Raw genomic sequence first — 11,534 nt, 5'->3', positions numbered from 1 at the left:
GCTCTGCGCATCCGGTTATTTTCTTATGGGGTGATACTGACGCCCGAGAACACGTTGCGGCCGAAGGGGCTGACTTTGAAACCTTCGACCTTGGTGCTTAACGGTTGGTTGACCGTCGAGTGGGCGACAGGCGTGATCGGCACCTGTGTTTTAAGCAGTTGCTGCGCCTGTTTGTACAGAACAGTCCGTTGTTCACGGTCGGTGACGACCTTGGCTTGCTTGATCAGCTTGTCGTACGCCGGGTCACACCACATCGAGTAGTTGTTCCCGCCGATGGCGTCGCAGCTGTAGAGGGTGCCCAGCCAGTTGTCCGGGTCACCGTTGTCGCCGGTCCAACCAATCAGGCTGACATCGTGCTCGCCGTTTTTGGTGCGCTTGATGTACTCGCCCCACTCATAGCTGACGATCTTGACCTTGAGGCCAATCTTGGCCCAGTCGCTTTGCAGCATCTCGGCCATCAGCTTGGCGTTGGGGTTGTACGGGCGCTGGACGGGCATGGCCCACAGGGTGATCTCGGTGCCTTCCTTGACGCCGGCCGCCTTGAGCAATTCCTTGGCTTTTTCCGGGTTGTAGGCGGCGTCCTTGATGCTGTCGTCATAGGACCACTGGGTCGGCGGCATGGCGTTGACCGCCAGTTGCCCCGCGCCCTGGTACACGGCATTGAGGATGCTCTGCTTATTCACCGCCATGTCCAGGGCCTGGCGCACTTCGAGCTGGTCGAAGGGTTTGTGCCGCACGTTATAGGCGATGTAGCCGAGGTTGAAGCCGGGTTTGGTCAGCAGTTGCAGGTTCGGGTCGGCCTTGAGCGCGTCGACATCGGCGGGGCGTGGATGCAGGGTGACCTGGCATTCATTGGCCTTGAGCTTCTGCACGCGTACCGAGGCGTCGGTGTTGATGGCGAAAATCAGTTGGTCGAGCTTGACCTTGCTCGGGTCCCAGTAGTTTTTATTGCCGGCGAAACGGATCTGCGAATCCTTCTGGTAACGCTGGAACACGAACGGCCCGGTGCCGATCGGCTTCTGGTTGATATCGCTGGGTTTGCCGGCCTTGAGCAGTTGCTCGGCGTACTCGGCCGAGAGGATCGCGGCGAAGCTCATGGCGATGTTCTGGATAAACGCGGCATCGACCGTGTTCAGGGTCATCACCACGGTATGCGGGTCGGTTTTCTCGACCTTGGCGATGTTCTTGTTCAGGCTCATCCCGTTGAAGTACGGAAACTCGGTGGGGTAGGCCTTGCGAAACGGGTGGTTGGCGTCAAGCATGCGGTTGAAGGTGAACAGCACGTCATCGGCGTTGAAATCCCGTGTCGGCTTGAATTCCTTGTTGCTGTGGAACTTCACCCCTTCGCGCAAGTGGAAGGTGTAGGTCAGGCCGTCTGGCGAGATATCCCACTTGGTAGCCAGCCCTGGTACGACGCCGGTTTCACCCTTTTCGAACTCAACCAGGCGGTTGTAGATCGGCTCGGCCGCATCGTTGTCGGTGGCGGTGGTGTACTGCGCAGTATCGAACCCGGCCGGGCTGCCTTCGGAGCAGAACACCAGGCTTTTCTTTTCGGCAGCCTGGCCCATCGAAGCGACGGCCAACAGGCTGGTACCCAATATCGCGGATAGAACGGTGGTATGGCGCATGACGGTCCCCAATCCATGTTTATCGTTTTCGTCAGTGAACAATCAGCACGCCTTACCTGGCATGGAGAAAGCACTGCTCCCATCCACAGCAAATGCCGTATCGGAACTGCGCGTTTGCCTACCTCGACGTTAGGGAACGAGGGCAGGGCGGTAAATGCGCAGAACCGGACAGACCTTGTAGGTATCGGACGTAACCTGCGCAGTTAGCTGCTGTAGGACGGCAGCCCATGCGGGGGTAGTTCGATTCCTAGGATCTGGGCGGATGCAATAACGGCGACGTTATGAAACGTCGCCGCTAGAGATCACTACTTGCTGACGCTTACCCCGTAGAAGGAATTCAAGCCAAATGGGCTGATCTTGAAGTCCTGCACGTTGTTGCGCATGGGTTGATACACCGTCGAGTGTGCGATAGGTGTCATGGGCACTGCATCTTTGAGGACGTGTTGCGCCTGCTTGTACAGTTCGGTGCGCTTGGCGACGTCCGATGTGGCCTTGGCTTCTTTCACGATGCCGTCGAATTTCTTGTCACACCATTTGGAGAAGTTGTTGCCGGCCAGGGAGTCGCAGCCAAACAGCACGTTCAGCCAGTTGTCCGGGTCACCATTGTCACCGCTCCAGCCGATGATCATGGCCTGGTTCTCGCCGCCCTTGGAACGCTTGATGTACTCGCCCCACTCGTAGCTGACGATGTTGACCTTCAAGCCGATCTGCTTCCAGTCGTTCTGCAGCATCTCGGCCATCAGCTTGGCGTTGGGGTTGTACGGACGCTGGACCGGCATGGCCCACAAGGTGATCTCGGTGCCTTCCTTGACGCCGGCCTCCTTGAGCAGTTCCTTGGCCTTGGCCACATCGTGCGGGACGTCCTTGATGGTGTCGTCATAGGACCATTGGGTCGGCGGCATGGCGTTGACCGCCAGTTGGCCTGCGCCCTGGTACACCGAGTCGATGATCTGCTGCTTGTTGACCGACATGTCCAGCGCCTGGCGTACGCGCAGGTCGGCCAGGGGGTTGGCGGCCGTCTGGCCCTTGAGCACTGGCATGACGTTGTAGGCGATATAACCCAGGTTGAAACCGGCCTGGTGCGGCAGTTTCAGGGTTTTGTCCTCGCCCAGGGCCTTGAGGTCGGCCGGACGCGGGAAGAGGGTGACCTGGCATTCATTCTTCTTGAGTTTCTGCACACGCACCGACGGGTCGGTGGTGATGGCGAAGATCAGGTTGTCGATCTTCACGTCTTCAGGCTTCCAGTAATCCTTGTTGCCGGTGAAGCGGATGTTGGAGTCTTTCTGGTAGCTCTTGAACACGAACGGACCAGTGCCGACCGGCTTCTGGTTGATGTCCTGGGGCTTGCCGTCCTTCAACAGTTGGGCAGCGTATTCGGCCGACTGTACCGAGGCGAAGCTCATGGCCAGGTTCTGGATAAACGCGGCGTCCACGGTGCCAAGGGTGAACTTGACGGTGTGGTCGTCGATTTTCTCGATGTTCTTGATGTTGGTGTCCATCCCCATGTCCGTGAAGTACGGGAACTCGGTGGGGTAGGCCTTACGGAACGGATCGTCTTTATTGATCATCCGGTTGAAGGTGAAGAGCACGTCGTCGGCGTTGAATTCACGAGTCGGCTTGAAATACGGCGTGGTGTGGAACTTGACCCCTTCGCGCAGGTGGAAGGTGTAGGTCAGGCCGTCTTCGGATACATCCCACTTGGTGGCCAGGCCAGGAATCACGGCGGTGCCGCCGCGCTCGAACTGGCTGAGCCGGTTGAACATGGTTTCGGCCGAAGCATCGAAGTCTGTTCCGGTAGTGTACTGGCCTGGGTCGAAACCGGCCGGGCTCCCTTCGGAGCAGAACACCAGATTAGTCGCCGCCTGGGCGAAAGGTGCAGCGGCCATTAAACCGGCGCTGACTAAAAACGGAATGACTGCGTGTTTAAGCATGTTGGCCTCATGATTTGTTGTCATTTTTGGAATTGAGGGCGACCTCGTGAGTCGGCCTGCGGATACTTATGCAGGCCCCATACCCAATGCAAGACGTTGAGAGGCAACAAGCGGCAAAGAGTGGTACGAACGTACAGGAATGTCGCATTCATATAATTTTCGGCACAAAACTGCATTTTTGAGGGTGTTTTTCGGTGCGTGACGCGCACCGAATCGGTTCGGTCGAGGTGTCTGGCGCACTCGATTGGGGCGTAGCTGTTACTTATTCAGACTTACGCCGTAGAACGGCGTCAGGCCAAACGGGCTGATTTTTCAATCCTGGACGTCCTTGCGCAGGTGCTGGAAAACCGTCGAGTTCACAATTGGCGTTATAGGTATTTGATTGTTAGGTATTTTTTGCTCCTGTTAATACCACTTGATGGGTTCGTCATGGTCACTGCTGAGCCTGGCCTTCTGCACCTGTTGGCCGTACTCCGGGTGACACCATTTTGCATAATCGCGGCCCTTGATCGCGGCACACCTGTAGAGCACACCGAGCCAGTAATCCGGTGCGCCGGTCCAGGCGTAAATCATCACATCGTGCTCGCCGTTTTTTGCACGTTTGATGCATTCACTCACTCATAGCTGACGATATTGGCGGTGATCCCGAATCTGGTCCAATCCTGGCGGACCATCTGCGCTGACATTCGCGTGTTGGGAGTGGAGGCGCGCCCCATCGTCATCGCCTATAGATGGGGGGGTGATACCTGGTGCAACTCCTGCTTCTTTTAGTAGCGCCCAGGCCTTGGCCGGATCGTGCGGTGAGTCTTTGATGTTGAGGGCATAAGACCATTTGGTCGCAGGCCGGGTGCTCTGCGCCAATTGCCCGCCAGCGTTTTTGAGCCTCTCCCAACGGGGGCGGCAAAAATCGCTGACTGCTTCAGATCGTCCTTAAGCGCCGAAATGAGCGGGCTTATAAGTGAAAAACCACCACTTTATTGGGTTCCAATGTGGGTTTTTCTTGGTGGGGTTGAACGTCTTGGCCAAATTATCGTTGACGTATTCTTCGGCTTGTATCCTGACCGCTCGTCTCACCGCAGGGGTCAGATTTGTGTTGCTCTGTTTTAAGTGTTCTAAGTAGAAGGTTTCTACTTTGCCGATGGCTTTTGTAATAACTTCTGGAGCGAGGCGTGCCGTTAATGTTCCCTCGTAACCTTTTACTGGGCGGTTTATGAGCTTCTGGAATTCAGCGGCAAATGACTGTTCAGCACCGTTTGCGGAGTAGCAAGATAGAAGGCGTACTTTTTGAAAGTTTTCCGGCCGGATGCCTTGTTGATGTAGTGTGTCCAGTAGCTCCTGTGGAGTATTTAGTTTTCCATTGTATGAAACTTTGCTTGTTCCCGTTGATTTGTCGAGCCCGCCATGTACCACAATGTTCAGGCGAGAATCTTTGCCTAGTTTTGAGTCATCGACAAAAGTGTAAAGATCTTTGTTGATGTGGTTGAGGTCCTTTGCGTCTCCGCTGAGTATATTGACGCTATCGGCGGTGGAAAATAGCTCTTCACCTGTTGGAAGATTTTTAATTGATTTAAGCTTTTCAATACTGGTGTTTTCGGCGTCGGTCAACGGGAGGGACGTTAATATACCGCCTTCTTTGGGCACCTGGTTCGGGGAGGGCTCAGTACCGCTATTAGCCTTGGGGGGGTGCTCAAATTCGTAGCTGCTTGTATCTGCGTTATATTTCCACTGATAATCATAGCCGGCAGAAGAGTTAAAGCGTATGGCTGCTTTCTCTGCCTCAACCTCGGCCCCCCCGACAACGGCAAATGCAGCTTCTTGTGCCAGTTGCAGTCCTGATATAACCGCTGCGCTAGTGCCTCCCGCGCGATCTTGTGCGGTCATGCCATAGAGGCTGTCATGGGCTCCGAAGACAATATTGCCCGTATTGCCGACGACGGGTAAATATCCGAAAGTATTCCCCCAAAGTTCCTTTGCCTTCTTCCAGCCCTGCTGTGAGGATCCAAATACTTCAGTTTGGTCAGACCATACGGCATTCTTGGCATTCTCTTTTTGAAATTCTGAAGCAATGCCATTGCTCAGGTTGCCGAACCTCAAATAATAGTCACTGTCCCGTGATTGGGTGTAATTGAACAGTTCCGAAACCGGTACTTCCTTATCCTTCACAAAGTTCTGGCGTCCGGGGTAGAGGGCGGGGGCGCCTTCAATCAAGTTGTCGAGGACGCCGACTGCGCTTGGCCAATGGGCATCCTTTCCGCCTTGCCGGTCTCTGGCATTAAAGCTTTGCACTAAGTTGTCACGGTTGACTTTAGCCCAGGCCGCGAAATCTTTATCACCATGAATCTCGCTGATAGTGCCATTTTTTAAATCAACCATCAGCCCCTGGTTGGGCCTGTTATTAGCGTTGCCATCATAGGGGGTGTATGGAATAAATGCATACCCTGCCAGTGGGTAGCCGTATATGTTGGGGATGATAACCTGCCCATTTTTATTCAGTGTCCGGTTGATGGCTTCTTGACCTTCAGGGCTTAAGGTCTTGAATGCATTTTTATCGCTATGCAGGCTTTTTAAAGTTCCCTTTAAAGTATAGGTGTCTGCTTTGCCTGATCTTTCTGCCAATTCTCCCGAGGCGTTTCGCATTGGCGTGGCTACGGTTTTTTCCCAACTGTTTTGGAGTTTTTTGCCCAGCGACTCTAAGTTGCTCACCATCTGCTTGTCTTCAGGCTTTATTTCCATAAAGCTAAAGTTTATCGGCCCGCCTCGTTCTACTTTATCGTGCTGAAGTGCGCCTGCTGCAATTTCCCATGCTGAGTAGGTGCGTTTCTCTACGTTGCTTAAGTTTTCGGGAGTGCCCCGTCCCACATAGGACTTGAATGTCACCGTGATTTTTTTATGCGGGTCGTATCCCGCTGCCAACAAACCAGCACTGAAGTAACCTGCGGGCTCCATGAATTGACGAGTGTCTTGGAATTTAATGTTCCTTTCGCCTTCGCTACCGGATTCCACATTCTTGATTTTCAGTTCTACACGATACGCATAGTCATCAACACGTTTCTCCCGTTCCTGCATGGAGGCGCTCGCCCCGGGCGGAGTGAGGCTCCAGCCATAAATGACCCCCTTGTAATTACCCGGTTTAAGGTCTTCATTGGGCGAATGCCCACTAAACCCACCGCGATAAAACTGCTTGTTACGCGGAACATTGCCCCTCGATCTATCCCCGGGGGCTATTGAGCGAGAGACGCGATTCGACGCAGGTTCTTGCTCTGGGTAGTCTGCTTTTGAGCCCAGGGGGTTGGCTGTTGATGGGGAATTAGTGGTGGCGGGAAATTGTAGTCGAGAGGGTTCCTGTATGCGCATTTTCGGCTCGATCACGGAGTGGGTTGTAGGCTAATCATCGATCATCTATGTGCTGCCACTCAGCAATGAATTTAAATACCGTGCATTAGCGGTACCGCACAGAGATTTTCGAAGAATCACGTTCCTTTAACTAAGGTGGCGGTGACAGTAATCAAGTGGCTGTCTGGATACATTGAGTTCCACTGTTACACTCGGGCTGAGCGTATAGAGTGGGTTTTAAGCTTATCCCCACAGTGCTGAAGAAGATGTTTACGCAGAAGTACCGTAACCTTGTTACAGGGCGGTTTGAGTTTGGAGGGCACTTAAGCTTTACTGCCGTCGTTACTGAAACATTGCCTGCATGGTCTTCAATAGCGGCAATGTAAGTAGTGATTTTATTCAGGCGGTGTAGGTGCTGATAGTCGAAAAAGTTGCCCAAAAAAAAGCGCAGCCGTTGAGGCTGCGCCGTTTCTAAGGCTGCAAAGGTTACTGCAAGACTTCAATCACCCCGTCGGCGCTCATGCTGACCTGGCTGGTGCCGGCCTCGACCTCAGGTGTCGGCGCCGAATCCATCGCTGCCGCCTTCATCATCATCCCGCCATTTCGCGCGTACGGCATTGGGTAGCCGTTGGTATTGAAGTTCAGGTTGACGATCTTGTAGCCCTTGCCGCCGAGTGCATCGGTGGCCAGTTGGGCGCGGGCCTTGAACGCGGCGACCGCATCCTTGAGCAACGCGTCTTCGCTGGACTTGCGCGTGGCGTCGGCGATGGCGAAGTCCATATTGTCCATTTTCAGGGTGTTGAGCAGCTCGCCGGTGAGCTTGGACAGCGCGGGGAAGTCCGCGCTTTCCAGACGCAGTTCGGCGCGCTCGCGCCAGCCGGTGATCTTCTGGTTCTTGTTGTCGTAGATCGGATAGCTGTTGCGGCTGCCCTGGCGCAGGGTCACGGCTTTTACTTCGCGAGCTTCGCCCAGCGCCTTGTTCATGATGGTTGTGACTTCGGCGGCGAGCTTGGCCGGGTCAGTATTTTGCGACTCGGTGTAGAGGGTGACGATCATCTTGTCACGGGCCACTTCCTGGCTGACTTCGGCCCGCAGGGAAATCTGGTTGTAGTGCAGTTGGTCGGCGGCCAGCGCGGGCAGGCTGGCAATGCTGCCAACGCTGAGGGCAATAAGGGCGGCACTGCGAGTGAAACGTGACATGGAAGCTCCTTGAGAGTGATCGTGTTCGGTAAGACTGTAGACGGGGGATTCGGGTTCGGCGGGTTACAAAATCTCTACATCTGGCGACGATGCCGACGAACGGTCATAAAGCCATGACCTGCGTCAAAGGGCCACAGACTCGCAGACTGTATCGTCGCTTCGTTTATACTTGCTGCGATCCGCCTGGAGCGCTCATCAGGAGAGCTCATGCTCGCCCCCGTAAAACTGACTTCCGCCACTCGCCAGAACCTCTGGCGCCTGACGTTTATCCGCACCCTGGTGCTGGCCGCCCAGGCCGGTTCCGTGGGGCTCGCCTATTGGTTTGAACTGCTGCCGCTGCCTTGGCTGCAACTGTGGGTGACCCTGGCCTTTTCCACGGTGCTGTGTGTGTTCACGGCCATCCGTCTGCGCACCACCTGGCCGGTGACGGAGCTGGAGTACGCGCTGCAACTGGCCTGCGACCTGTTTATCCACAGCGTGTTGCTGTATTTCTCCGGTGGCTCCACCAACCCCTTCGTTTCCTATTACCTGGTACCGCTGACCATCGCTGCCGTGACCTTGCCGTGGCGCTATTCGGTGATCCTGTCGGGGATTGCCCTGGCGCTTTACACCTTGTTGCTGGCGCAGTTCTATCCCCTGGAAACCTTCCCGATTGCCCGGGAAAACCTGCAGATCTACGGCATGTGGCTGAGCTTCGCGCTGTCGGCGGCGGTGATCACCTTTTTTGCCGCGCGCATGGCCGAAGAGCTGCGGCGCCAGGAAGAACTGCGCGCAATCCGCCGTGAAGAGGGCCTGCGTGACCAGCAACTGCTGGCCGTGGCGACCCAGGCCGCCGGTGCGGCCCATGAACTGGGCACGCCGCTGGCAACCATGAGCGTGCTGATCAAGGAAATGCGCCAGGACCATCACGACCCGGCCTTGCAAGACGACCTCGGCGTGTTGCAGGAACAGGTCAAGCAGTGCAAGCAGACCTTGCAGCAACTGGTGCGCGCCGCTGAAGCCAACCGGCGCCTGGCGGTGGATATGCAAGACGTCACCCAGTGGCTGGACGAAGCCCTGAACCGCTGGCACTTGATGCGTCCCGAAGCCAGTTACCGTTTCCACCTGCTGGGGCAGGGCGCAGTGCCGCGTATGGCGCCACCGCCGGACCTGACCCAGGCGTTGCTGAACCTGTTGAACAATGCAGCCGACGCCTGCCCGGAAGGGTTGGAAGTGCAGTTGGACTGGGATTGGGAAAACCTCACCATCAGTATTCGCGACCACGGCGCTGGCGTGCCGCTGGCGATTGCCGAGCAGATCGGCAAGCCATTCTTTACCACCAAGGGCAAAGGCTTCGGCCTGGGCCTGTTCTTGAGCAAGGCCAGCGTGACCCGTGCTGGCGGCTCGGTGAAACTTTACCCCCATGAGGAAGGCGGCACGCTCACCGAGCTGCGCCTGCCCCGTGCTGCACGAGGAGACATCGATGAGTGACGAGATCCAAGTCGAAGGCGAAGAACTGCCGCACCTGTTGCTGGTAGATGACGATGCCACCTTTACCCGCGTAATGGCGCGAGCCATGAGCCGTCGCGGGTTTCGCGTCAGCACTGCAGGTTCCGCCGAAGAAGGCCTGGCCATCGCCCAGGCCGACCTGCCGGACTACGCGGCACTGGACCTGAAAATGGACGGTGACTCGGGCCTTGTGCTGCTGCCCAAGCTGCTGGAGCTGGACCCGGAAATGCGCGTGCTGATCCTCACCGGGTATTCGAGCATTGCCACCGCTGTCGAGGCGATCAAGCGCGGTGCCTGCAACTACCTGTGCAAGCCGGCGGACGCCGATGATGTGCTGGCCGCCTTGCTCTCCGAGCATGCCGACCTCGACACCCTGGTGCCGGAAAACCCGATGTCGGTGGACCGCCTGCAGTGGGAGCACATCCAGCGCGTGTTGACCGAGCACGAAGGCAATATCTCAGCCACGGCCCGTGCCCTGGGCATGCACCGCCGGACCTTGCAGCGCAAGCTGCAGAAGCGCCCGGTACGGCGCTGAACTACGGTGAGTGGGCTTGTGTGGGAGCGGGCTTGCTCGCGAAGGCGCAGTGTCAGTCAAGTCTTTAACAACTGACACTCCACCTTCGCGAGCGAGCCCGCTCCCACATTGGATCTCCATTGTTCTGCCGATCCAGTTCCAACAAAAAGCCCGGCTGATCATGGATCAGCCGGGCTTTTTGTATGGCTTGAAAACGACTTACTTTTTCAAGCCGTAATGCTCATCCAGCATGCCGGGGGCGTTCGGCGCCTTTGGCGCGTAGTCCCGCGGCGGCTCCTGGTTTTCCCGTGGCGGGGTCAGGCGCTCCCGTGGGGCTTGCGTGGCATCGGAATGCAGCGCGGCCAGCAGACGCTGACGGGTAATATCGTCCAGGGCCAGGCGGTTGGCGCCATCGGCGAGGTGATCCTGTACTTCCTGGTAGCTCTGGGTGAGCTTCTTGACCAGGGTCGCGGTGCTGTTGAAGTGGGTAACAACCTCGTTCTGATAACTGTCAAAACGTTCCTGGATGTCATCCAACTGACGCTGCGTGCGGTTAGGCGCGGCATTCGGCAGGAGGCGAGCAACCAGGAATCCAATGGCGACACCGGCAACCAGGGCAAGAGTCGGCAACAACCAAACTAAGAGCGAGTGTTCCACGAGTCCTTCCTCTATAAACGGCTTTGCTTTACGTTAACGGCTCGGACCTGCGCTGTATACCGCGATTAAGCTCGCAATGATGCCATGCACAGACTTTTAGCTAGACGAGTCGACCCCTTGAGAGGTCACGGAGTTCATTCCTTGCTCATGCGTGAAACCCCTGTTTTGATTGATGGCCCGGTAGGCCAATTGGAAGCCTTGTACCTCGATCACCCCGAGCCACGTGGCCTGGCGCTGATCTGCCACCCTAACCCGGTGCAGGGTGGGACCATGCTCAATAAAGTCGTCTCGACCCTGCAACGTACCGCCCGCGATGCCGGTTTGATTACTTTGCGTTTCAATTACCGTGGCGTCGGTGCCAGCGCTGGTAGCCATGATATGGCCACAGGTGAAGTGGACGATGCCGAAGCCGCCGTAAGCTGGCTGCGTGAAAAACACCCGGACCTGCCCATCACCTTGCTGGGTTTCTCGTTCGGTGGATTTGTTGCCGCCAGTCTCGGCGGGCGCCTGGAAGCCAAGGGCGAAAAACTCGCGCACCTGTTTATGGTGGCTGCGGCCGTCATGCGTTTGCGTGACGAGGACCCGCTTCCACAGGGCTGCCCGCTGACCGTGATCCAGCCGGAAACCGACGAAGTGGTCGACCCGCAGCAGGTCTACGACTGGTCTGCCGCCCTCAAACGCCCCCATGAGCTGCTGAAAGTGGCAGAATGCGGGCACTTTTTTCATGGCAAGCTCACCGATCTCAAGGATCTGGTGCTGCCGCGCCTTTCGAATTGATAGCAG

8 protein-coding genes and 1 pseudogene are annotated in these 11,534 nt (G+C 56.5%); 3 read left to right on the top strand and 6 right to left on the bottom strand.

Annotated features, from left to right (window positions below):
- Positions 1-23 precede the first annotated feature (23 nt).
- The 5 genes and pseudogenes from K1X80_RS24335 to K1X80_RS24315 all read right to left on the bottom strand — a co-directional run bounded on the left by K1X80_RS24335 (position 24) and on the right by K1X80_RS24315 (position 8,092).
- Complete coding sequence (locus K1X80_RS24335) at positions 24-1,568, bottom strand: ABC transporter substrate-binding protein (protein ID WP_370694608.1); 1,545 nt, start codon at positions 1,566-1,568, stop codon at positions 24-26.
- Between the two features lie 365 nt (positions 1,569-1,933).
- Positions 1,934-3,559: an ABC transporter substrate-binding protein gene (locus K1X80_RS24330; RefSeq protein WP_057438055.1), complete on the bottom strand. Its 1,626-nt coding sequence runs from the start codon at positions 3,557-3,559 to the stop codon at positions 1,934-1,936.
- 312 nt (positions 3,560-3,871) lie between these two features.
- Positions 3,872-4,432, bottom strand: a pseudogene (locus tag K1X80_RS28345) (ABC transporter substrate-binding protein); the annotation flags it as partial.
- Positions 4,433-4,489: 57 nt separating this feature from the next.
- Positions 4,490-6,913 (bottom strand): hypothetical protein, encoded by a 2,424-nt coding sequence (locus tag K1X80_RS24320; protein ID WP_233100767.1) that lies wholly within the window; start codon positions 6,911-6,913, stop codon positions 4,490-4,492.
- Between the two features lie 465 nt (positions 6,914-7,378).
- Positions 7,379-8,092, bottom strand: a complete 714-nt coding sequence (locus K1X80_RS24315; protein WP_057958429.1) for an SIMPL domain-containing protein — start codon at positions 8,090-8,092, stop codon at positions 7,379-7,381.
- A 207-nt stretch (positions 8,093-8,299) separates the two neighbouring features.
- Between K1X80_RS24315 and K1X80_RS24310 the strand changes: the two genes are divergently transcribed.
- On the top strand, positions 8,300-9,562 hold the full coding sequence (locus tag K1X80_RS24310) for an ATP-binding protein (protein ID WP_057958430.1): 1,263 nt from the start codon (positions 8,300-8,302) through the stop codon (positions 9,560-9,562).
- Positions 9,555-10,115 (top strand): response regulator transcription factor, encoded by a 561-nt coding sequence (locus K1X80_RS24305; protein ID WP_057958431.1) that lies wholly within the window; start codon positions 9,555-9,557, stop codon positions 10,113-10,115. The genes K1X80_RS24310 and K1X80_RS24305 overlap by 8 nt, the downstream gene beginning before the upstream one ends.
- 198 nt (positions 10,116-10,313) lie before the next feature.
- Here K1X80_RS24305 and K1X80_RS24300 read toward each other — a convergent pair whose 3' ends face one another.
- Positions 10,314-10,751, bottom strand: coding sequence for a YhcB family protein (locus tag K1X80_RS24300; RefSeq protein WP_120734150.1), 438 nt, complete (start codon positions 10,749-10,751; stop codon positions 10,314-10,316).
- 147 nt (positions 10,752-10,898) lie between these two features.
- Between K1X80_RS24300 and K1X80_RS24295 the strand changes: the two genes are divergently transcribed.
- Positions 10,899-11,528 carry an alpha/beta hydrolase gene (locus K1X80_RS24295; protein ID WP_057438061.1) on the top strand — a complete coding sequence of 210 codons (630 nt, stop codon included), beginning with the start codon at positions 10,899-10,901 and terminating at the stop codon, positions 11,526-11,528.
- The last annotated feature ends 6 nt before the right edge of the window (positions 11,529-11,534 follow it).

It is taken from the genome of Pseudomonas sp. So3.2b, from assembly GCF_019464415.1.
Lineage (GTDB): Bacteria > Pseudomonadota > Gammaproteobacteria > Pseudomonadales > Pseudomonadaceae > Aquipseudomonas > Aquipseudomonas shahriarae.
Note: the sequence above shows the minus strand (reverse complement) of the source record. Positions and strands in the feature narration are given on the sequence as shown.

Bases quoted from the DNA above. Each gene is read 5' to 3' on its own strand.
- K1X80_RS24335 (WP_370694608.1), bottom strand. From the start codon at position 1,568: ATGGGCCAGGCTGCCGAAAAGAAAAGCCTGGTGTTCTGCTCCGAAGGC.
- K1X80_RS24330 (WP_057438055.1), bottom strand. From the start codon at position 3,559: ATGCTTAAACACGCAGTCATTCCGTTTTTAGTCAGCGCCGGTTTAATG.
- K1X80_RS24320 (WP_233100767.1), bottom strand. From the start codon at position 6,913: ATGCGCATACAGGAACCCTCTCGACTACAATTTCCCGCCACCACTAAT.
- K1X80_RS24315 (WP_057958429.1), bottom strand. From the start codon at position 8,092: ATGTCACGTTTCACTCGCAGTGCCGCCCTTATTGCCCTCAGCGTTGGC.
- K1X80_RS24310 (WP_057958430.1), top strand. From the start codon at position 8,300: ATGCTCGCCCCCGTAAAACTGACTTCCGCCACTCGCCAGAACCTCTGG.
- K1X80_RS24305 (WP_057958431.1), top strand. From the start codon at position 9,555: ATGAGTGACGAGATCCAAGTCGAAGGCGAAGAACTGCCGCACCTGTTG.
- K1X80_RS24295 (WP_057438061.1), top strand. From the start codon at position 10,899: ATGCGTGAAACCCCTGTTTTGATTGATGGCCCGGTAGGCCAATTGGAA.